This window comes from Photobacterium damselae, assembly GCF_003026815.1.
Lineage (GTDB): Bacteria > Pseudomonadota > Gammaproteobacteria > Enterobacterales > Vibrionaceae > Photobacterium > Photobacterium damselae.
The window spans coordinates 424,099-446,712 of record NZ_PYOG01000001.1 but is presented as its reverse complement, the minus strand read 5'-3'; the positions used below and the strand labels follow the sequence as shown (position 1 = coordinate 446,712).

At 41.4% G+C, this 22,614-nt stretch carries 22 protein-coding genes; 21 read left to right on the top strand and 1 reads right to left on the bottom strand.

Annotation, left to right across the window (positions count from 1 at the left end; translation table 11 throughout):
* Window positions 1–95 precede the first annotated feature (95 nt).
* The 10 genes from CTN07_RS02020 to flgJ all read left to right on the top strand — a co-directional run bounded on the left by CTN07_RS02020 (window position 96) and on the right by flgJ (window position 8,734).
* Entirely contained in the window at window positions 96–920 is an 825-nt protein-coding gene (locus CTN07_RS02020; RefSeq protein WP_005300506.1) for a CheR family methyltransferase, read from the top strand.
* Window positions 921–1,047: 127 nt separating this feature from the next.
* Window positions 1,048–1,455, top strand: a complete 408-nt coding sequence (gene flgB / locus CTN07_RS02015; protein WP_036764251.1) for a flagellar basal body rod protein FlgB — start codon at window positions 1,048–1,050, stop codon at window positions 1,453–1,455.
* A gap of 3 nt (window positions 1,456–1,458) precedes the next feature.
* Window positions 1,459–1,878 carry a flagellar basal body rod protein FlgC gene (gene flgC, locus CTN07_RS02010; RefSeq protein WP_036764250.1) on the top strand — a complete coding sequence of 140 codons (420 nt, stop codon included), beginning with the start codon at window positions 1,459–1,461 and terminating at the stop codon, window positions 1,876–1,878.
* A gap of 23 nt (window positions 1,879–1,901) precedes the next feature.
* Window positions 1,902–2,633 carry a flagellar hook assembly protein FlgD gene (locus CTN07_RS02005; protein WP_005300503.1) on the top strand — a complete coding sequence of 244 codons (732 nt, stop codon included), beginning with the start codon at window positions 1,902–1,904 and terminating at the stop codon, window positions 2,631–2,633.
* A complete protein-coding gene (gene flgE, locus CTN07_RS02000) occupies window positions 2,633–3,982 on the top strand; it encodes a flagellar hook protein FlgE (protein WP_005300499.1) in 1,350 nt (449 codons plus the stop codon). Before CTN07_RS02005 ends, flgE begins: the two co-directional genes overlap by 1 nt.
* Window positions 3,983–4,238: 256 nt before the next feature.
* Window positions 4,239–4,988, top strand: a complete 750-nt coding sequence (flgF, locus tag CTN07_RS01995) for a flagellar basal-body rod protein FlgF (protein WP_005300494.1) — start codon at window positions 4,239–4,241, stop codon at window positions 4,986–4,988.
* A 16-nt stretch (window positions 4,989–5,004) separates the two neighbouring features.
* The gene (gene flgG, locus CTN07_RS01990; RefSeq protein ID WP_005300492.1) at window positions 5,005–5,793 is read left to right on the top strand and encodes a flagellar basal-body rod protein FlgG; all 789 of its coding nucleotides are present in this window, start codon (window positions 5,005–5,007) and stop codon (window positions 5,791–5,793) included.
* Between the two features lie 11 nt (window positions 5,794–5,804).
* Window positions 5,805–6,584, top strand: a complete 780-nt coding sequence (locus CTN07_RS01985; RefSeq protein WP_005300489.1) for a flagellar basal body L-ring protein FlgH — start codon at window positions 5,805–5,807, stop codon at window positions 6,582–6,584.
* Window positions 6,585–6,631: 47 nt separating this feature from the next.
* Window positions 6,632–7,717 (top strand): flagellar basal body P-ring protein FlgI, encoded by a 1,086-nt coding sequence (locus CTN07_RS01980; protein ID WP_036765111.1) that lies wholly within the window; start codon window positions 6,632–6,634, stop codon window positions 7,715–7,717.
* An 18-nt stretch (window positions 7,718–7,735) separates the two neighbouring features.
* Window positions 7,736–8,734, top strand: a complete 999-nt coding sequence (gene flgJ / locus CTN07_RS01975; RefSeq protein ID WP_005300483.1) for a flagellar assembly peptidoglycan hydrolase FlgJ — start codon at window positions 7,736–7,738, stop codon at window positions 8,732–8,734.
* A 56-nt stretch (window positions 8,735–8,790) separates the two neighbouring features.
* On the opposite strand, the gene CTN07_RS01970 is transcribed toward flgJ, so the two are convergent.
* Window positions 8,791–8,979: a hypothetical protein gene (locus tag CTN07_RS01970; protein ID WP_005300480.1), complete on the bottom strand. Its 189-nt coding sequence runs from the start codon at window positions 8,977–8,979 to the stop codon at window positions 8,791–8,793.
* A 254-nt stretch (window positions 8,980–9,233) separates the two neighbouring features.
* Here CTN07_RS01970 and flgK point away from each other — a divergent pair, with 254 nt between their 5' ends.
* From flgK to fliE, 11 genes are all read left to right on the top strand, one after another.
* Complete coding sequence (gene flgK, locus CTN07_RS01965) at window positions 9,234–11,222, top strand: flagellar hook-associated protein FlgK (RefSeq protein ID WP_232282462.1); 1,989 nt, start codon at window positions 9,234–9,236, stop codon at window positions 11,220–11,222.
* A gap of 13 nt (window positions 11,223–11,235) precedes the next feature.
* Window positions 11,236–12,474 carry a flagellar hook-associated protein FlgL gene (flgL, locus tag CTN07_RS01960; RefSeq protein ID WP_005300474.1) on the top strand — a complete coding sequence of 413 codons (1,239 nt, stop codon included), beginning with the start codon at window positions 11,236–11,238 and terminating at the stop codon, window positions 12,472–12,474.
* A gap of 256 nt (window positions 12,475–12,730) precedes the next feature.
* Window positions 12,731–14,137, top strand: a complete 1,407-nt coding sequence (locus tag CTN07_RS01955) for a flagellin (protein WP_005300469.1) — start codon at window positions 12,731–12,733, stop codon at window positions 14,135–14,137.
* Window positions 14,138–14,282: 145 nt separating this feature from the next.
* Window positions 14,283–15,473, top strand: a complete 1,191-nt coding sequence (fliB, locus tag CTN07_RS01950; protein WP_005300466.1) for a flagellin lysine-N-methylase — start codon at window positions 14,283–14,285, stop codon at window positions 15,471–15,473.
* Between the two features lie 45 nt (window positions 15,474–15,518).
* A complete protein-coding gene (gene fliD / locus CTN07_RS01945) occupies window positions 15,519–16,907 on the top strand; it encodes a flagellar filament capping protein FliD (protein WP_005300462.1) in 1,389 nt (462 codons plus the stop codon).
* A gap of 14 nt (window positions 16,908–16,921) precedes the next feature.
* Window positions 16,922–17,221, top strand: coding sequence for a hypothetical protein (locus CTN07_RS01940; protein WP_036764247.1), 300 nt, complete (start codon window positions 16,922–16,924; stop codon window positions 17,219–17,221).
* A 9-nt stretch (window positions 17,222–17,230) separates the two neighbouring features.
* On the top strand, window positions 17,231–17,626 hold the full coding sequence (gene fliS / locus CTN07_RS01935) for a flagellar export chaperone FliS (protein ID WP_005300459.1): 396 nt from the start codon (window positions 17,231–17,233) through the stop codon (window positions 17,624–17,626).
* A gap of 291 nt (window positions 17,627–17,917) precedes the next feature.
* The gene (locus CTN07_RS01930) at window positions 17,918–19,363 is read left to right on the top strand and encodes a sigma-54 dependent transcriptional regulator (RefSeq protein ID WP_107183670.1); all 1,446 of its coding nucleotides are present in this window, start codon (window positions 17,918–17,920) and stop codon (window positions 19,361–19,363) included.
* A 323-nt stretch (window positions 19,364–19,686) separates the two neighbouring features.
* Entirely contained in the window at window positions 19,687–20,700 is a 1,014-nt protein-coding gene (locus CTN07_RS01925; RefSeq protein WP_036764243.1) for a sensor histidine kinase, read from the top strand.
* A gap of 3 nt (window positions 20,701–20,703) precedes the next feature.
* Window positions 20,704–22,164: a sigma-54-dependent transcriptional regulator gene (locus tag CTN07_RS01920; RefSeq protein WP_005300448.1), complete on the top strand. Its 1,461-nt coding sequence runs from the start codon at window positions 20,704–20,706 to the stop codon at window positions 22,162–22,164.
* A 107-nt stretch (window positions 22,165–22,271) separates the two neighbouring features.
* Window positions 22,272–22,583 carry a flagellar hook-basal body complex protein FliE gene (gene fliE / locus CTN07_RS01915; RefSeq protein WP_036764241.1) on the top strand — a complete coding sequence of 104 codons (312 nt, stop codon included), beginning with the start codon at window positions 22,272–22,274 and terminating at the stop codon, window positions 22,581–22,583.
* Window positions 22,584–22,614: the final 31 nt, after the last annotated feature.

Genomic DNA, 22,614 nt, shown 5'->3' with positions numbered 1-22,614 from the left:
GGGCAGTGGTGTTACTATCTGCCCCAAACCTTATTAATAAAAGCTATCTCATTAATTATTTGGTGAGATTGATATAACAAATAAAAGAGTCTTACATGACAACAACAGTAAACGATAAAGACTATGCCGAGTTTTGTCGTTTTTTAGAAGCTCAATGTGGCATAGTGCTAGGTGACAGTAAGCAGTATTTAGTTCGCAGTCGATTAAGTCCTTTAGTCAGTCGTTTCTCTCTTGCTTCCATTTCAGATCTTATTCAATCTGTCTTAGTGGGGCGAAATCGAGAGTTGCGAGTGGCTGCGGTCGATGCGATGACAACCAATGAAACACTGTGGTTTCGCGATATTTATCCATATACCGTATTAACCGAGCGTATTTTCCCTGAATTAGCTGCACATAAAAGACCGCTTAAAATTTGGTCGGCAGCCAGTTCTTCAGGTCAAGAGCCGTATTCGATTGCCATGAGCGTACTAGAAACTCAGATGAAAAAGCCGGGTTTGCTCAGTGGGGTGCACATTACCGCAACCGATATATCACAAACTATGTTAGATATGTGTCGGACAGGGGTTTATGACAACCTTGCGTTAGGCCGTGGTTTATCACCAGAGCGTCGTCGTATGTTCTTTGATGATAATGGCGATGGTCGAATGAAGATTAACGATAAAGTGAAGCGTTTAGTTCAGTTTAGAGCGCAAAACTTAAAAGACAGCTACGCTCTACTGGGCAAGTTTGATGTGATCTTCTGTCGTAATGTTTTGATCTATTTCTCACCTGAAATGAAAGCTAAAGTGCTTAACCAAATGGCGCAAAGCTTAAATCCTGGTGGTTACTTATTGCTGGGCGCATCAGAATCGTTAACTGGTCTTACCGATAAATTTGAGATGATTCGCTGTAATCCAGGGATTATCTACAAACTTAAATAACCGTTATTTTTGCAATAGAGCAAGTTGGTTATCTCTTCTATTTCATGGGGTTCTGCTTAGAATCCCATTCCTTTCTTAATTGGCATTATCCTTGCAGTAATAGCGCTAAGTTATTGTGGAGGCATCGATGTCTATTTCTTTTGATAAAGCGCTTGGGATTCACCAATACACGGTAGGGCTACGCTCTAAACGGGCTGAAACAATCGCCAGTAATATCGCAAATGTGAACACCCCAGGTTACAAAGCAAAGGATCTGGATTTCAGTCGAGCATTGCAGGCGGCAAGTTCAGGTCAGCAAGCCGGTCTTGCACAAACCAACGGGCGGCATATTTCTGCCGCACATGCAGGTATTGGCGGAATTGCTGGAGCACAAAAGTTTCGAGTTCCTACCCAACCTGATACCGGGGATGGCAATACTGTTGATACACAACTTGAGCAAAATCTGTTTATGCAAAATGCGCTAGAGTATCAGGCATCACTCGATTTTCTTGGCTCTAAATTTAAAAACTTAACCAAAGCCATTAAGGGAGAGTAGTAGATGAGCTTGTTTAATATCTTTAATGTTACAGGCTCAGCCATGAGTGCTGAATCGGTACGTTTAAATACAACGGCCAGTAACTTATCTAACGCCAATACAGTCAGCAGTTCAGCTGGGGAAACTTATCGTGCCCGCCAGCCTATTTTTGCCGCTGCTTTAGACAGTGCCTCTTATAACAATACTCAAGAAAGTGTTCCCGTTCGATTAGAAGGCATTGTAGAAAGTCAAAAGCCTTTGATTGCTGAATACAATCCCGAGCATCCCAAGGCGAATGCTCAAGGTTATATCTACAAACCTAATGTTAATGTGATGGAAGAGATGGCAAATATGATTTCAGCCTCTCGCTCTTATCAAAATAATGTTCAAGTGGCAGATACCAGTAAGCAGATGCTCATGAGCACCTTGCAGATGGGTAAATAGAGCGTCAGTGAGAAGTGACTGTTATGACAAGCATTAATGGCAACGCTGGAAATAATCTCTCTTATTTAGATCAGCTAAAGGGTATGCACGATAAAAAAGTGCAGCAAGAGCAGAAGACCACAGGTCAAAACGCCTTAAAACAAGAAGATTTTCTCTCTTTGTTAACCAAGCAGTTAGCCCAACAAGATCCGTTTAAACCCGTTAGTAACGATCAGATGATTGCACAGATGGCATCATTTGCAACGGTTGATGGTATTACCAAAATGAACGATCAATTTGGGGTCCTAAATACGGCATTAACATCAAACCAAGCGCTTCAAGCGTCCTCTTTAGTTGGTTTAGATGTTCTGATCCCAAGTGCAACCGCAATGAAAACCCAAGATGGCGCAATGAGTGGTGTCGTGCGAGTTAATCAAGGGGTCGACAACGCCATTTTACGAGTGGAAAACGAAAAAGGGGAGTTGGTTAAAACCGTCTCTCTTGGCACGCAAGCTCCTGGCGAACATCCATTTAGTTGGGATGGCAAAGATGATAACGGCAACAGTTTGCCGCATGGAAAATACCGTTTTGCCGTTTCTGGCACTAGTGGTGGTAAAAACCAAGAATTTGAAGTATTTACCCATGCAAACGTCAACAGTGTTTTGATGGGTAATCAAGATGGTCAGGTAATGTTAAATCTGGCTGGATTCAGTTCACCATACAAACTTACTGATGTCTTGCAAGTGGGTCAAGCAACCGAAAAAGGAAATGGATAATGAGTGTTAATATCGCATTGAGCGGCTTGGGTGCGGCCCAAAAAGATTTAAATACAACCAGTAATAACATAGCTAACGCAAACACTTATGGCTTTAAAGAGTCCCGTGCTGAGTTTGGTGATGTGTATTCTAATTCCATTTTCTCCAATGCTAAAACTAGCACTGGTGGCGGTGTTCAAACCTCAACGGTTGCTCAGCAATTTCATGAAGGTTCAAGTTTATATACCAATAACCCGTTAGATCTTCGAATCTCAGGTGCAGGCTTTTTTGCTGTTGCTGATAATAAAGCAGAACCAGCTAACAACAGTTTGACGCGAAATGGTGCTTTTCATCTTAATAACCAAAACGAATTGGTGAACTCAGAAGGTAAGTTTTTATTAGGCTATGAGGTGAATAGCGACACGAATACGGTGTCCTCTTATGAGCCTAAATCGATGAAAATTGATGATGTTTTTGGTAAGCCAACGCCATCAAAAACTATGGATATTTCGCTTAACTTGCCAAATAAAGAAACTACGCCAAAGAATCATCCGTTTAACTTTGACGACAAGGATTCTTACAGCCGCTCCACCTCGTCTACTATTTATGATTCATTGGGTAAACCTTACAAAATGAATACCTATTATGTGGCGAAGTATAATCCAGCCGATCCAACTACAGCGAATACGTGGGAAGTTTACCATACGGTGACTAATCCATCGGGCAAAGAGCTACCTCTAGACGTAGATACAGCAAAGCTAAATCCTGCATTTGTAGCTAATGGCGCTATTCATGGTACTGCTGCGCACAAAGGCTATATCATGAAATTTGATACCTCTGGCCAACAGCAAGCAGGTTCACCTTCTGTTATTAATATGGTGAATTTCAAAACAGCTGGTATTGATGTGGGTGGTGCTGATGATTCACAGGCGTTAACGATGAATTATAAAGAGCCAACCCAATACGCCTCTCCATTTGAAGTGCGTCAATTTAAAGATGTGGATGGCGCGACAACCGGTTATCTTTCTAAAGTTGATATCGACCCTGATGGTAATGTGTTAGCGTCCTATTCAAACGGTAAAGATCGTATTGTTGGTCGTGTTGCCATGGCGCGTGTTTCAAATGAACAAGGTTTAAGTCAGCTTGGTGGTACCTTGTGGAATGTGACGCAAGAATCTGGTGATGCGGTATGGGGTGATGCATCTCAAGGCTCATTTGGTGCGATCAAAAGTGGTACGCTTGAGCAATCGAATATTGATATGACCCAAGAGCTGGTGGATCTGATTACTGCGCAACGTAATTTCCAAGCCAGCTCACGAGCGTTAGAAGTGAATAATCAATTGCAGCAAAATATTCTGCAAATTCGCTAGTTGCTTCAATAGTATTCATCAACTGCTTATCATTGCCGCTGACTTTAATCACGAGATATTACTTGTTCGATTAAAGAGGCGGCAATTTTTTTCCTCGTATAGATTCAATTTATTGACGGTGAATTTACACCGATTTTGAGATCTCTTTCTTAATCATTTTAGATAGTTAAGCCATTTCTTTTTAAGTTTTATTATATGGAATGATTTTTGCTTAATCTGAGCCATTGCAGATGATTGGATTGAAAGAGAGTCAAACATGGATCGCGCTCTATATTTAGCGATGAATGGTGCCCAACAAGATATGCTTGGGTTACAAGTTCGTGCTAACAACCTCGCTAACGTAAGTACCACGGGTTTTCGTGCCGATTTAGAGCAAGCTCGTAGTATGCAAGCTTATGGTGAAGGTGTCCCCGATCGTGTTTTTACCATGGCTGAGCGTCCGGGATATAACTTTACTCAAGGCTCGGTTATTACCACTGGACGAGATCTGGATGTTGCCGTTGAAGGTGATGGTTGGCTAGCTGTACAAGATGCCTCGGGTAATGAAGCTTATACTCGCGCGGGTCATTTAAAGATCGACCAGACAGGCATGCTTCAAAACAGTAATGGCCAACTGGTGCTCGGGCAAAATGATTCTCCGATTTTTATCCCTCTGCCTATCAGTAAAATTGAAATTGGCCGTGATGGTACCATTTCTGTACTTCCTCAGGGTGCACCACCCGAAGCGATGGCACAAATTGATCGTATCAAGCTGGTTAAAACAGATAATCATCAGCTATTTAAAGATGCTGATGGTTTATTTAAGTTTAAAGGTGGGCAAGAGCCACAGCAGGCCGATGCTAGTATTCGTTTGCTTAATGGCACGTTAGAAGGCAGTAACGTAAATGCTGTGGGTGAGATGACCGCGCTTATCGATCTCCAACGCCACTTTGAAATGCAAGTTAAGTTAATGAAAACCGCAGAAGAGATGGATAAATCCTCGTCTTCGTTGATGCGTATTAGCTAATTAAAAGGAAATCACCATGCATCCTGCATTATGGGTCAGTAAAACAGGGCTTGACGCTCAACAAACCAATATTTCGACTATTTCAAATAACTTAGCTAACGCCTCAACCGTTGGTTTTAAAAAAGGGCGAGCGGTTTTTGAAGATCTGTTTTACCAAAATATTAACCAGCCGGGTGGCCAAGCGACTCAAGATTCAACCCTGCCAACCGGCTTGATGTTAGGTGCGGGCTCTAAAGTGGTCGCAACCCAGAAAGTTTTCACTCAAGGTAATACCCAAACCACAAATAATGCCATGGATATGATGATTGAAGGGGATGGTTTTTTCCAGATCCTACTTCCTGATGGCAACATGGGATATACCCGAAATGGTCAGTTTACCATTAACGCTGAAGGCCAATTAGTTACAACTGGTTCTGGTTATGTTGTGCAACCTGAAATTGTGGTACCAGAAGATGCGGTGGGTATTACTGTCGGAACGGATGGTGAAGTTTCAGCTCGTATTCGTGGCCAGCAAGAAAACCAAGTACTCGGTCAGCTAACAACCGTTGATTTTATTAACCCAGGAGGTCTTGAGCCGATTGGTCAGAACCTATTTTTACCAACTGGTGCTAGTGGTGACGCTCAAGAAGGCACTCCAGGCTTAGATGGTTTGGGGACGATTCGTCAATCAATGCTAGAAACCTCTAACGTTAATGTGACTGAAGAACTGGTGAATATGATCGAAGCGCAGCGTGTTTATGAGATGAACTCTAAAGTCATTTCGACCGTTGATCAGATGCTGAGTTACGTGAATCAACAGCTATAAGGTTATTACCAATGAAATCTCCCATTGCTGGCTTGCTATTACTGGGTTTGTTACAGCTTGTTGGTTGTGCGTCTACACCTGACGTTCCTCAATCTGATATTGAAAAAGGAACCACAACGGTTGATGCGGTTGAAGGGGATCAAAGTGAGTCAAAAGGGTTAATAGATAAACTTCGTCACCGAGAAGATCCTGTCGCTGGCGATCCCGCTTGGGGCCCGGTCCGTCCTCCAGTACCTGCAGAGCACTATGTCGCAGCAACGGGCTCTCTATTTAATCAGACTCATGTTCAAGATCTGTATGACGATACGCGTCCACACAGCATTGGCGATATTGTTACTATCTTATTGGAAGAAAAAACGGCAGCAAAAAAGAGCGCCACTTCAGAGCTCGATAAGTCAGCGGATATGAATATGAAGCCAATCGCTTTGGGTGGTAAACCCGTTACGATTCATGACTACAGTTTGTCTTATGATTTTTCTAACGACAATACTTTTTCTGGCTCTAGTACAGCCGATCAAAGTAACAGTATTAAAGGTTCTATTTCGGTAGAAGTGATTGATATTCTTGCTAATGGCAATTTGGTTATTCGCGGTGAAAAATGGTTAACATTAAATTCTGGTGATGAGTTTATTCGTGTGAGTGGCCATATTCGCCCAGACGATATTAGCCAAGACAATACTATCCCATCGACTCGAATTTCGAATGCGCGTATTCAGTATTCAGGTACTGGTGATCGCCAAGATGTACAAGATCAGAACTGGCTCTCTCGATTCTTTAATGTGGCGTTTTAATGGTACTTAATATCGCTTATTTATCTCAGTCAAAAAGTAGGGTGCTTATGCGCTTGTTTGTATTCACTTTAAGTTTGTTATTGGCACTGCCTACCTTTGCCGCTCGCATTAAAGATGTATCGGAAGTGGCCGGGGTTCGTAGTAACCAGCTGATTGGTTATGGTTTGGTTGTTGGTCTTGCTGGATCGGGTGAAACCACGCCATTTACCGACCAAAGCTTTAATACCATGTTGAAAAATTTTGGTATCCAACTGCCTCCTGGTACTAAACCGAAAACAAAAAATGTGGCCGCGGTGGTGGTGAATGCGACGCTGCCAGCCTTTGCCAAACAAGGTCAGCATGTAGATATTACGGTCTCCTCTATTGGTTCGGCAAAAAGCTTACATGGAGGTACCTTACTTCAAACATTTCTAAAAGGTTTGGACGGTAAAATTTATGCGGTTGCGCAAGGAACGCTGGTGGTCGGTGGTTTTAGTATCGAAGGTGCTGATGGTTCTAAAATCGTGTCAAATACGCCAACTGTAGGTCGTATTTCAAATGGAGCAACAGTTGAACAAGAGATTGCGAGCCCATTTGGCCGGGGAGATTATCTAACCTTTAATCTCTTTGATTCGGACTTTACGACAGCACAGCGTATGGCAGATGCGGTTAATCAATTTTTAGGCCCTGATATGGCATCGGCAATAGATGCAACATCCATTCGAGTTCGTGCTCCTCGTGATGTGAGTCAACGTGTTGCTTTTCTTTCTACCATTGAAAATCTTGAGTTTGAAACTGCAGATAGTGCAGCAAAAATTATTGTGAACTCACGAACAGGAACGATTGTAGTTGGGCAACATGTGCGATTAAAACCGGCGGCTATTACTCATGGCGGCATGACAGTAACCATTAAAGAAAATGCTCAAGTTAGCCAGCCTAATGCGTTTTCACAAGGACAGACAGTTGTAACGCCAAACTCAGATATTAATGTGACAGAGAAAAATGCTCGCATGTTTGTGTTCCAACCGGGCGTGACTCTTGATGATCTGGTTCGTGCAGTGAATCAAGTTGGGGCTGGGCCTTCTGATGTGATGGCTATTTTACAGGCTTTGAAACAAGCAGGGGCCATTGAAGGTCAGCTGATCATTATTTAATTGGATGGATTGTGCCAAATGAAGCAAATTGAACCTGGATTTATTAATGACCTCACAAACCTAGATCGGCTTCGAGCAGGAATTGGTAAGGACAAAGAGGGATCATTGCGTCAGGCGGCACAACAGTTTGAATCGCTGTTTACCCAAATGCTGTTTAAATCGATGCGTAATGCTAACTCTGCGTTTGAATCAGATTTAATGAGCAGTAATAACACTAAGTTTTTTCAACAGATGCGCGATGAACAAATGGCTTCTGAGTTGAGCACTCAAGGCAATTTAGGCTTAGCCGATATGATTGTGAAACAGCTTGGTGGTGAGAGCGACAACAGCCTGAGCGGCAAAACGTTGCCAGTCGATAAATTTGCCGTTAGACCTATCTCTCAGCCGAGTGAATCTTATTATTTATCGGCTGATGAGCGGGCAAAGTTATATCAAGATAAATACGATATCGAACCTAAAAGTGCAGAACAAGCTAAAACCGCAGCGACTCCAGACGGTGTAGGTCAGTTAAGTGACATGACAGATAGGGTAAAAACCCAGCCAGAGCCAGGTCGATTTGATTCACCAGAAGGGTTTGTTGCACACATGAAGCCCTATGCGTTTAAAGCCAGTCGAGCATTGGGTGTGGATCCGGCTATGTTGATTGCTCAAGCGGCATTGGAAACAGGATGGGGCAAAAAGGTGATTCAAAATGCGGCAGGATCGAGCCACAACTTATTTAATATAAAAGCCGATCCTCGTTGGGGGGGGAATAAAGTTGCCACCCGAACACTGGAATATCATAACGGTATCGCGGTGCAAGAAAATGCTGCGTTTCGTTCGTATCATTCCTATCAAGAAAGTTTTGATGATTTTGTTCAGTTCTTAAAGCAAAACCCTCGTTATGGAACGGCACTAAAGCACACGACCGATCCGAGTCGTTTTGTTAAAGAGATCCACAATGCTGGTTATGCGACCGATCCTAACTACAGTCAAAAAGTTTTAGCAGTAATGAACAAAGTAAAAACTCTATGGTAGAGATTACTATAGATGGGGATGTAACTATCGATAAATGCACTCGTTGGATACAACTCTTATACTACGATATCGACAATATTAGAGACCAGTTTGACCAGATCGTTACTTTCAAACAGCGCATTATCCACTTCTTTATCTGATACCTGCTGGTTGCTGTTATCTGATTCATTATCTTCACCAGTGATCAGTGGCATAACAACTTCTTTGAGCGCATAGCCAATTAAGCCTGTCATCAGTAAGTTCATAACCGATTATCCTTTCATTTTTGTATCAAAATAAATTCAGCAATATCGAATGAATTATAAATAAAACCCAATAAATAACTACGATTTTTTGCTGCTATTTTTTATCGCTATGTGTCTTTGTATCTTTATTGAATCTGTGATGCTCATAAAAGAAGGTGGCTATTAGCGCCTTCTTTTTTCTATGAGCGGTCTTTGTGGCTAACTTTGGGTATGTTTCTTGCAAAGATGGTGCCATCGTTTATGGTTAGGATAAAATGATGGCTCTGGATTTAATGCAAATTGGTATGAGTGGCCTGCGTACTTCGCAGAAGCAATTGGATGTTGCAAGTCACAATATAAGTAACGTCAACACACCGGGATACAGTCGCCAGGTTGTTGAACAAAAAGCCGATGATGCTTTCTACAATGGCAGTAATTATTACGGCACAGGAGCTTATATCGATAATGTTTCTCGTGCTTACGATCAATTTGCCGCTCGAGAGCTGACCTTGTCGACTACCCACCTAGAAGAAGCTAATGTTCGTCAGCAAAATATGATGATGTTGGATGATTTTACGTCGAAAAGTGCCGTAAATACCGTAAACAGTATGAACGATTTTTATAATTCGGTGCGATCTTTATCTGATCATCCTAACGATCTTGGTGCGCGCCAAACGGTATTAGAACAAGCGAAACAAACCGCTCAAAGTTTTCAAACTAGCCATCAAACGTTGACCAATATGCACCAAGATGTGACCGATCAAATCGGCGTATCATTGGAGCGCATTAATACCTTAGGGCAAGAACTTGCCGCGGTGAATACCAGCTTGCAAGAACAGGCGGCAAGCGGCAAATCAAACGATCTATTTGATAAACAGCGCTCACTGATCAACGAACTTGCCAAATACACCAAAGTGACCGTGTTAGCCGATAAAGGCAGTTTAGCCAATACAGTGATCATCGGAAGTGGTGATACCTTGGTGTCAGGCGTTACTTCAGCAAAATTAAAACTAGTTAACGGTAAGCCAGATACTCAAACCCAGCAAATCGCATTGGTAACAGGCAATAGTGCCAAAGAAATTAAAAGCGATGGCATTGGCGGCAGCTTAGGTTCATTACTGGATATTCGAGACAATGTGATTGATAAAAGTCTGGATGAAATGGGGCGAATGGCAATTGGTTTCTCCAAACAAATTAACGATCTGCAGCAACAAGGTGTGGATTTAAACGGAGAGCAAGGTGCATTGCTATTTAGCGATGTAAACAGTGTCAGTGCGATGCAGCAGCGGGCAATTAAGCCATTAGGCAGTAATGCTGAGATTCAAGTGAGTATTGATGATGTTAATCAGTTAAAAACTGGTGACTATCAGCTAGATATGAATTTTGATGGGACAAACTACAATTACACCGTGACTGATCAAGACGGAAAACAGACGACAATCTCAGATACCTCACAGAAACAATCGCTCTCTGTCGATGGCTTTTCGATCAATATTGAAAAAGCCTTTTCGACGCCAACCGCAGGACAAAGTGAATCCATTTTAATTCGTCCTGTACGAGATGGTGCGGCCAATATGGCGGTAGAAATGAGCGATCCGAAAAAGCTTGCGGGTCACTCTCAACTTGCCGTTATGCCTCATCAAGCTAATCAAGGCAGTGCGTCTGTTATTAAAACGGTGCCGCAATTGTCTGATGCATTAGCCGGTGTCTATGAACTTAAAGTTAATAACAGTGGCAATAAAATTTCTCTGATTAATCAAGCAACGGGTCAACCGATGACTCTGATTGATGATAAAGGCAGTGAAGTGACCGAACTTGGTTACGATAGCGCTAAACCTCAAAACTTAACGGTGAAAACCGATGCGGGCGATCTATCTGGGCTAGCATTGCAAGCTGGTGCCTTAGCTGGTGACAGTTTCCAATTGAATTTAGGTCGAGCCCAAGCAACGGGGGGCAATGGTAACTTCTTAGCGATGCAGCAAGTTCAAGCTCAAAAGTCGATGAATAATGGTAAATCAAGTGTTATCGATCTGTTCCAAAAGCTTTCTACCGATATTGGTATGGCAAAGAAAAACGCTGATCAAACCGCAGAAGTGACACAGTTGGATTTTGATGCCGCGAGCGAGCGAGTATCTAATTTATCTGGGGTCAACCTTGATGAAGAAGCGGCTAACTTGATGAAATTCCAACAGTCTTATATGGCTTCCTCTCGTATTATGTCGGTGGCTAAAGAGACCTTTGATACTTTAATGCGTGCGGTATAGGGAGTGATGACCGATGAGCCGAATTTCAACCTTAAGCCAATACAATAATCTGACTTCAAACCTAATGCGCAAGCAAACCCAATTGAGTCATACCAATAATCAATTGGCAACCGGAAAGCGTGTTGATACATCGGGTGATGATCCTGTTTCTTCCATTAGTATTCAGAACTACAAGCAGCAACTGACCCAAATTGGGCAATACAAAGATGCAATCACTTTGGCAAATAACCGTTTAGGCGTGTTAGAGACTAATATTGCTGGTGTGGAAGATAACCTTGATGTTACCAAGCAGAAAGTGTTGGGAATGTTAAACGGGGCAATGGCAGCAAACGATCGCAAAGCATTTAAAGATGAGCTGCAAAGTTTGTATGATGGCCTACTGAGTTTAGCCAACAGTAAAGATGAAGCGGGTAACTATATTTTTGCTGGCAATCAGATGGACACTAAGCCCTTTATTGAAAAAGACGGTTATATGACCTACCAAGGGGATAGCCAGTCACGCCAAACTCAGATTGATAGCAATATGAACGTCAAAACCAGTTTGCCAGGCGATCAGGTCTTTATGGACATTCCCAACCCATATGGTGATTTTCGGCCAAACTTTGCCGGGCTAACGGAGGGTTCTAAAGCACATGTATTGAGTGCCGATATTTCAGATTTCTCAAAAGCCAAAGCGATTCAAGTTTCTTTTTCTGATGGTGGTACAACAGCAGGCCCTAACGGTGAAACGGTTAAAGTGACCAATTACTCGTTAAGTATTGATGGTACTGAAGTTGTTAAAGATCAGCCTTATGATCCGGAAAAAGGGATTGAATACACAGGTAGTACGGCAGGAGATCCAACGCTTAATTTAAAATTTGCTGAGATGCAAGATGGTGACACCATTACTTTGCAGCCAGCACAGAGTTTTAATATTTTTGACTCTATTCAAGCGGCAATTACCTATGCAGATGCGCCAACATCATCTCCAGAAGCGCAAGCAAACCTGCAACGTGTTATTGATGATTTAGATGCCGGATTTGTGCATATGAACCAGCAGCGTTCTGAGGTTGGTTCAATCATGAAGCAAGTAGAACGCCAACAAGAGCAGCACCTCGACTTTGAACTTACCCTTAATACCGCGCACGGCGGATTAGAAGATCTTGATTATAGCTCTGCGGTGTTGGATCTTAATCAGCAGGCTATGGCACTACAAGCCTCACAAGCTGCGTTTAGTCAGACTAAAAATTTAAGTCTGTTTAATTATTTGTAGTCTAATTAAGTTTCAAATTTTAGTGCAGAGTAATACTCAAATGAGGCGGCAATGATTTGCCGCCTTTTACTTTTTTGGGGGTCTGCACCTTTCTCATTTCTCTTCTATTTTTAAAAATTAAATATTTTGAGATTTGATTGAAAATTTTTCTAAAGTTTGATTTCTCTATGCCGTTAACAATAGCAACTAAGTTATTGAATGTTTCTTTATAACCCGGCTATGTACTGGGTGAGATCATACCAAGGAGTGTTATCTTATGGCTGTTACTGTTAATACTAACGTCTCTGCAATGACCGCCCAGCGCTATTTAAATAGCGCGAGCAATGGCGTGGCAAACAGTATGGAAAAATTATCATCGGGCTTACGCATTAATAGTGCAAAAGACGATGCTGCGGGTTTGCAGATTTCAAACCGTTTAACAAGCCAAACCAATGGCCTAAATGTGGCAATGCGCAACGCCAATGACGGTATCTCTATGGCGCAAACCGCAGAAGGTGCAATGCAAGAATCAACTAATATGTTGCACCGTATGCGCGATCTTGCACTACAATCTGCAAACGGTTCAAACTCAGATGACGATCGTGCTGCAATTCAAAAAGAAGTGACAGCATTACAAACAGAAATGACTCGTATCGCAGACACTACCACGTTTGGTGGTCAAAACCTGCTTGATGGCTCATTTGGCACAAAAGAGTTCCAAATTGGTGCTAATGCAAATGAAACAATTGGCGTTTCTTTAAGTGATATTTCATCTGATGCTATTGGTAATTTTGCTGCGGGAGGCTCTGCTGGTAAAATTTTTGGTAAGGGTGTACAAAAATCTGGTGCTGCTCTTGATTTTGCTAAAGTTGGAGCAACGAATAAAGAGCTTAAATTGGATGGCCCTAATGGCAAAGAAACTTTAACTTTTGCTGGTAATGAAAAATTAACTGAAGTTGTTTCTGAAATTAATAAAGCTAATACAGGGATAAAAGCGAGTACTTCGGTAACCACAACAATAGGAAACCTAGCTTCTACGGAAACTGGTAAATTAGTTATTGGCAAAGACGAATTTGATCTATCTAAATATAAAGGTGATTCGAAGAAATTAGCGGAAGATTTAGGTAAAAGTGGTTATAGCGCTGAGGTTGCCGATGATGGAAGTACTATCAATCTCACTGCAAAGGATGTAGATGGAATAAAAGTTACTGGCGCAGCTAAAGATGGTGTGGAACTTGGTGGACAGAAAGCAGGTGCTGCAAACGACAACATAGTTGCAGATGCACAAATAAAATTATCATCGAGCAGTAACTTTAAAGTTGGGGGAGCTTTAGCTGATGATTTGACTGATAGTGCTACTGGTTCTTTAAATTCTGTTAAAGATATTGATCTTACAACCGTTGATGGCTCTCAAAATGCACTAGATGTAATTGATGCCGCTATTGCTGGTATTGACTCTCAACGAGCGGATCTAGGTGCGGTACAGAACCGTTTTAACCATACCTTAAATAACCTTTCTAACATCAATGAAAATGTAAATGCTTCGAATAGTCGTATTAAAGATGTAGACTTTGCAAAAGAGACTACAAATATGACTAAGAACCAAATTCTACAACAGGCGAGTACATCAATTCTTGCTCAAGCGAAGCAGATCCCACAGTCAGCGTTGAGCCTACTAGGCTAATTGATATTTTAACTATGACTCAGAACCCTAATCACATGATGGTTAGGGTTTTTTTTGTACTATTTTTATATTCGCGATGTTGGTACAAAATGTGCATTAGAAACAATTAACAGTATCTAGTTCGTAGCCATAAATAAGGTAATAAATGAAATTCATTGAAGCGATTCCTCAATTTGTTGACAATTTCTCTTGTATTGCTGATAAGTGTGAAAATCATTGTTGCCATGGTTGGAATATTAATATTGATAAGACAACGTATAAATTTATGGTTCATAAAAGTACGTTCAAAGGTCGAAGTAAAAAATGGATTGAACGAATCCCTAATCAATCAGCAAGCTCAGCGTATGCGAGAATAAAGTTGAATGATCAAGGTGTTTGTCCATTTCGAGATCAACAAGGTTTATGTGAAGTTCACAAACACCATGGACACGCTTGCCTATCTGATACGTGCAAAATATACCCGCGCCTTACCTTTACTCGAGGAGATCGGGTAGAACAACTGCTTTCACTGTCATGTCCTGAAGCGGCTCGCCAGATATTGTTTAACCCAGAAGCTATGTTATGCCGAGAACAAGAAATTGAGAGTGACTTTGCTGCAAAGTCTTATGAACGACCATTTTATTATGATGTGTTACGTCAACTCTATATTGATATTTTGCTAATAGACTCTGTTCCGATGGAAGCCCGTTTGTTTATATTGGGAATGACATTAAAGCTCTTAGAAGCTAGAAAAGATGATCGAGATGAGTTTGAAAAATGCTATCAAGTCTGTATTGAACAAATTACAAATGGCGATTTTCTGTCTACATATACTCAAAGTACAACTGCAGAAAGTTTTCATCCTGGTTTTTTAATTCGAGCTTTTAATGCTCACCTTTATATTGGGGTTAAGAGTCAATACAGTTCTGTTATTGAACAGCTCAAAAAAATACACAACAATTTATTAGCTGCATTAGAGCCAGCAGGAGATGATGTTCAACAGCAAGTGGATATATTACAGCAAGGGTTTAATGGCCATTATTCGTCATTTATTGCTGAGTATCCTCAACTTTGGATTAATTATTTCTTATATGGTATGCATTTTTATGATTTCCCAAAAGATGATTGGTATCAGGCTTACAGTAATTTAGTTATCGATTTTGTGATTATTCGTGGCATTTTGATGGCAATCGCATCACAACGAGAACTTACCCACCAAGATGTTATTGATGTTGTTCATACCTTTCATCGAGCTCGTAGTCACGGGATACATTTATCGGGAAGTATTAAAAATATTATTGAAAATGGTCTCCAAGTTGATGAAAAAGTATTGCCACTAATGTTATTAAAAATTTAGTTATTATTCTTTAGACATAAATTTATCGGGTAATGGAGATATTTTGTGGGATTAAGCGCAGGTGGACTAGCTTCTGGTCTTGATATTACAGGAATGACCCAACAGCTTGTGGCTGCTGAACGAGCTCCAAAAGAACAACGAATTAAGGAGCAGCAGCAGAAGGTTGGGGTACAGCTTAGTGGCTATGGACAGATAAAATCTGCGGTTTCTGGACTTGAAGATATGGTGAAGAAATTTACCGAAGATAAAGTCTTTGCTGGTCAATCGGCAGAATCCTCAGAGAGTAGTTTTGTGGATGTTAAGGCATCAGCAGAAGCGAAAAATGGTACTTATAATATCGAAGTACTGGCTCTCGCAAAATCGCATAAAATAGTATCCAATAACGCCTTTGATTCTGATCCTAAAGCAGAATTAGGCTCAGGAACCTTAGATATAACGGTTGATGGCAAAACAATGTCATTAACGATTGATAAGAATAAAAGTAGCTTAAAAGAAGTGGTTAGCGCGATTAATAACGCATCAGATAACCCAGGTGTTACAGCAACCGTTATTAATGATGAAAAAGGAGCTAAGATTGTTTTTTCTAGCTCACAGACAGGCGTTAAAAACCAAATATCCATTGATGCATCTAAGATGGATGGTGAACTCAAAAAACTGAGCTTTGATCCTTCAAATATTACCGCTAACCCAGAGATGATTCAGATGCAAGCGGGTGTGGATGCTCAGATAAGAATCGATAACCATACCGTAGTAAGTAACGATAGTAATAAATTTGAAGACGTGATTGAAGGGCTAACACTCGATATTAAAAAGCTCACAAATACCGAAGATGTTAAGTCCGCCAAGATTGATATTACAAATAATACATCGGGAGCGAAGAAAGCGATCAAGGAGTTCATTGATGCTTACAATGGCTTTATTGATACCAGTGAAAGTTTAAGTAAATACAATACTGAAACAAAAAGTAGTGGGCCGCTTAATGGAGATAGCCTAACCCGTTCGATTATTAGCCAAATGCGTAACTTAATGAATAGTGGGGTTGAGGTAAATAATCAATCTTATTATCTCAGTGACTTTGGCGTTACAACGGATCGATACGGAAAGATAGAAATTGATGATGAGAAATTGGATGACGCATTAAAAGATAATTTTAAAGCGTTTAATGCCTTTTTTCATACGAAAGATGATGGTTTCCTGGATAAATCAGAAGCTATTTTTAAAAGCTTTACAAGCAGTACTGACGGTTCGATTACACAAAAAGAAAAGAGTTTAAAAGAACAGCAGCAGCGACTTAATGATGACATGTCCGATCTGAACGAGCGAATGAAAGCATACGAAGAACGTACGTATAAGCAGTTTAGTGCGATGGATGCTGCGATTGGTAAAATGAATAATGAGTTAAATACTATGATGAGCCTGATGGTATTTAAATAAGTTAAGGTGAGTGTGTGGAACAGTTAGACCAGATAGAACAACAAATAATAGCCCTACTGCGATCCTCAAATTACCCTGATGATTTTCCAGAACAGCTAGAACAATTCGTTTTAGCGCGACATCAGATTGTTGAATCCATTCTTTCTGACCGCGATAACTTAACGCGTGAACAATTTGATGCTGTGGTATTAAGAACACAGCAAATGAAAGAAATTTTACAACAACATAAACAAATAATTGCAGATAAATTACTTCAAGCGAAGCGGAGTGAAAAAAGTGTTTCACTCTATCAGCGTTATCAGAACAAACTATAGGAATAAGCCATGCGTGGTTCTCTTCAAGCTTATAAAAAAGTATCGGTTAATGCTCAGTTAGCCAGTGCCTCTCCTCACCGTATTATCCAGATGTTATATGCTGGAGCTATTGAGCGTCTTATCCAAGGCAAAGCGGCGATGGAGCAAGGTAATATTGCGATGAAGTGCGAGCGCCTTTCAAAAGCACTGGATATTATTATGAGTTTACGTGACTGTCTATCTATGGAAGATGGCGGTGATGTTGCCAATAATCTTGATTCGCTTTATGACTATATGATTCGCCAAGTGAGTACGGCAAATGCTGAAAATCAGCCTGAGCCAATTGATGAAGTGATCACTATGTTGCGTGAAATTAAGTCTGCTTGGGATCAGATCCCATCTGAATACCATTATTTGACTAGCTAATCGATGATATAGGGTTCCCAAGCTATAATGTATAGATAGCTTGGGTACTTTATTATTATTTGTTGCTGAATAGTGCCTAAAATATTAGATGCTATTTTCGAAAATAGTGTGAAGTGCGTTGTAAATTACCAAAATTACAGTGTTTTTTTCTTGATACCTTGCATTGTTATCACAGGTTTTCATCCTTCATTGTTGCCTTATCTTGAACATTTATTACAATAGTGACCATTACTTGTGGTTTCTATTTGCCACAAATGCATAAATTTGTAAAAAGGCAGGGCATATAGACCTATGCAAGGTATAGCAAAGACTCTCGTTATTGATGACGATCTGCAGCACCGCCGCGATCTCAGTGTGATCCTTGATTTCGTTGGTGAACAGCACTGCGTCATATCATCTGACCAAGTTGATGAGCAAATATGGGATAATACTTGGGGTGCCTGTTTATTAGGTAATTTTCAGTCACATAAAGCACTGACTCGTATTATTGATGCCTTACGAGTGCAGAATCACATCCCGATCATCGCACTTCCTGAACATCGTTCCGAACTTGCTGGTTTACCCAATTTTGTTGGTGAGCTAGCCCAGCCATTTAATTACAGCCAGTTGATGGATGCCTTCCGTCATTGCCAAGAGTTTTTGGGCAAAAAAGCATTTCAAGTTCCTCAGCTTGGCCGTAAAAATACCTTGTTCCGTAGTATGGTGGGCCGAAGTGCGGCGATCAGCCAAGTTCGTCACTTAACAGAACAAGTATCGAAAACGGATGCCAGTGTCTTAATTTTAGGTGAATCAGGTACGGGTAAAGAAGTGGTTGCTCGTAATATTCACTATCACTCTTCTCGTGGCAAAGGTCCGTTTGTTCCTGTTAACTGTGGCGCAATTCCCCCAGACCTTTTAGAAAGTGAACTTTTCGATCATGAAAAAGGGGCATTTACCGGAGCCATTGCAGCTCGTAAAGGTCGTTTTGAATTAGCCGAAGGGGGGACACTGTTCCTTGATGAGATTGGTGATATGCCAATGTCGATGCAAGTTAAGTTACTTCGAGTTCTGCAAGAGCGCTGTTTTGAACGTGTTGGTGGTAACCAGACCATTCAAGCAAACGTACGCATTGTTGCAGCAACGCACCGTAATTTAGATGAGATGATCGCCAACAGTAAGTTCCGTGAAGATTTGTATTACCGTCTGAACGTATTCCCAATTGAGATGCCAGCACTACGAGAGCGAATTGAAGATATTCCGCTATTGTTGCAAGAGCTACTTGCTCGTATGGAAGCTGAAGGGGCAAATGTTGTTCACTTTACACCTCGTGCTATTACTTCTTTAATGGAGCATAAGTGGCCAGGTAACGTGCGCGAATTAGCCAATCTGGTTGAGCGACTCATCATCCTTTACCCAGGTGAAATGGTGGATGTAAATCATTTACCTATGAGCTACCGTCATACGGATTTACCCGAGTTCCATCCAGAACCTCATGTAACATTAGAACAGATGGAGCAAGAAGCTCTGGCCGATATCTTTGCTGAAAGTAATGATGATGCGAACTCTTTAAGTGATCTACCTCCTGAAGGTTTAAACTTAAAAGAGATGTTGGCTGATCTGGAAATTGATATGATCCGTCAAGCATTAGAAGCTCAAAATGGGGTTGTTGCACGTGCTGCCGATATGCTGGGTATGCGTCGTACAACTCTGGTTGAGAAAATGCGTAAATATGGTCTAAGCAAAGACGATATTCGTTAATTTCTAAACATAGACATCTATAAAAAGGCCTTGTTGTAAGTAATACAGCAAGGTCTTTTTTTTTTATCTCTATGAATCGCCAGTCATTACTTATGTTAGCGTCTGTCTGCAATCTATCTATTTCCTGTTTTCCTGTGTCCAATAGCTCTCTATTTTTTAGAATATCGCTAAGTCTATTTGCCTTGTTAACCTCGGTATTTTTATCTCTGTCATAAATTTGACAATATCCTGACATTGAAGTAATCTCCAACGCTTTGAAAAATATATGTTTTATCTGGCATGTATTTTGCTTAATTAGACTTTTGTCAATATTTGTATTTTTCATGGACGAACTGAAGACCTCCCTATCTTTGTCACAACAAGCGCGTTATCAGCAAGTGTTTGATGTAATGCCAACAGGTGTGTTGCTACTTGATGCAACAGGCCGAATTCACGATGCGAATCCAGAAGCTCATCGCCTATTGGATGAACCATTAATTGGTGAACGTTGGATTGATATCATTAAGCGTGCTTTTGCCCCGCAAGATGATGATGGTCATGAGGTTTCTTTGCACAATGGTCGAAAAGTAAAATTGGCTATCTCAGCTTCCAGTGAAGGGCAGCTAATTTTTATTACGGATATGACCGAAACGCGATTATTGCAGTCGCGATTAAGCGAACTTCAGCGTTTGTCTTCGCTTGGCAAGATGGTGGCCTCGTTAGCTCATCAAGTGAGAACCCCTTTGTCGAGCGCTATGCTCTATGCCTCTCATTTAGGTTCAGAACAGTTGGCTCCAGCAACTCGACAGCGTTTTCAAGGTAAGTTAGTGGATAGATTGCACGACCTTGAAAAACAAGTCAGTGATATGTTGCTGTTTGCTAAAGGTGGAGATAACAAAGTCGTTACCCGCTTTTCTTTAGAGAGTTTACTCAATTGCCTTGAAGCCATGATTGAGCAGCCAGTTATCCATCACCAAATTGATTTTAGTATCGATTGTGACGATGAGTCCTGTTGTTTATTGGGAAATGAAAACGCCTTAGCCAGTGCGATCAGTAACTTGGTAATTAATGCGATCCAAAATGCAGGGGATGGCGCTCAAATAGCCATTCAATGCCAATTACAGCAGGGTAATATTTTGATCTCTGTGGCGGATAATGGTCCTGGGATTCCAGCTGAGTTGCAGCACAAAATACTCGAACCCTTTTTTACCACCCGCAGTCAGGGAACCGGACTTGGATTGGCGGTAGTACAAATGGTGGTTCACGCTCATAACGGACAATTAAATATTGTTTCAGAGCCTGAGCAAGGGGCTTGTTTTACTTTGCAGCTACCTTTAGCTGACACAGATACGGAGTAAAGGATGAATCAAACTTGTGTGCTTGTTGTTGAAGACGATGATGGCCTACGTGAAGCGCTGATTGATACATTAGCGCTTGCTGGATACAACTGGTTAGAAGCCAATAGCGCAGAACAAGCTTTATTGATGCTAAAAGAGCAATCGGTGGATATTGTTGTCTCTGATGTTCAGATGTCGGGTATGAATGGCCTCAGTTTACTCCGTAGCATCAAGCTTACTTATCCAAAACTCCCCGTGATTTTGATGACAGCTTTTGCCAACATTGAAGACGCGGTTATCGCGATGCGTGAAGGGGCTGTCGATTATATGTCTAAGCCATTTGCCCCTGAAGTATTACTTAATTTAGTTGGCCGTTATGCTCCAATCAAAAATGATTTAGGCCGAGCTATTGTGGCTGACGAAAAGAGTAAACGCTTACTGAATTTAGCAGAAAAAGTAGCAAAAACTGATGCCAATGTGATGGTGTTAGGCCCTAGTGGTTCTGGTAAAGAGGTGATGTCGCGTTATATTCATGAACACTCTTTACGTTGCGATGGTCCATTTGTCGCGATTAACTGTGCTGCTATTCCTGAAAATATGCTTGAAGCCACACTGTTTGGTTACGAAAAAGGTGCTTTTACCGGGGCAATTCAAGCGTGTCCGGGTAAATTTGAACAAGCACAAGGTGGCACCATTTTGCTCGATGAAATCAGTGAGATGGATTTAAGTTTACAGGCGAAGTTACTGCGCGTACTGCAAGAGCGAGAAGTTGAACGCCTTGGTAGTCGTAAGAGCATCAAACTAAATGTACGTGTTCTTGCCACCAGTAACCGAGATTTACGCCAATATGTAGAGCAAGGTCAATTTCGAGAAGACTTATATTACCGATTGAACGTATTCCCAATTACCTGGCCGCCACTGGCTGAGCGTCTAGGTGATATCGCACCATTAGCCCAATTTTTTGCCGAACGCCACTGCATAAAACAGGGCTTACCGGTTCCCCATGTTTCTGAATGTGCGCTAAAAAAACTGTGTTGCTACAACTGGCCTGGTAACGTTCGTGAACTCGATAATGTGATTCAACGTGCTTTGATCTTGTGTGAAGAGAAAATTACCCATGATCATATTCTTCTTGAAGGGGTTGACTGGCTTGATGCGGATTGTCTGCAGCAAGCGATTTGTCAGCAGCAACAAGTATCTGAACTTAGTGAGAGCGAGTTGGCATCAGATCAAGCAGCAAAAAGTGTTGAACCCGAGCCTGAAGACACTAAGAAACCAGAAGATAATAGCAAGAAAATGATCGTGAGTTGTGCCGATGGTTTAGGGAATGAATTGAGAGAGCAAGAGTTCTCTATTATTTTCGACACCTTGATGGCTTGCGATGGTAAGCGTAAAGATGTAGCAGAACGGTTAGGGATTAGCCCGCGTACACTTCGTTACAAACTGGCGAAGATGCGCAGTGCTGGCATCGAGATCCCAGTTTAGGAAAAAAACGTGCTGCAGCAAGGACTAAGGCAGAAATCTGGCGCTATGTTTGCAAGTAGAACGCCGATCATAAAATCCGACATAAAAATGACATTACGAGACATACGATGAATATCAATGGACTACAAGCTGAAATGCAAGCCATGGGGTTGGAAGCTCAAAATACGGTAAAACCTGCAACAGGACAGCAAGTGAGTGCCAACTTTGGCAACTTACTCAATGATGCCTTAAAGACTGTGAATAATCTGCAAGGGCAGTCCAGTGATCTTGCCACACGTTTCGATCAAGGTGACCGCAGCGTTTCTTTATCGGATGTCATGATTGCTCGTAATAAATCCAGCGTAGCCTTTGAAGCTACCGTTCAAGTTCGAAATAAGATGGTAGAAGCTTATAAAGAACTGATGAACATGCCTGTTTAATCTCACTATTTAGCTATAAACGATAGGAATG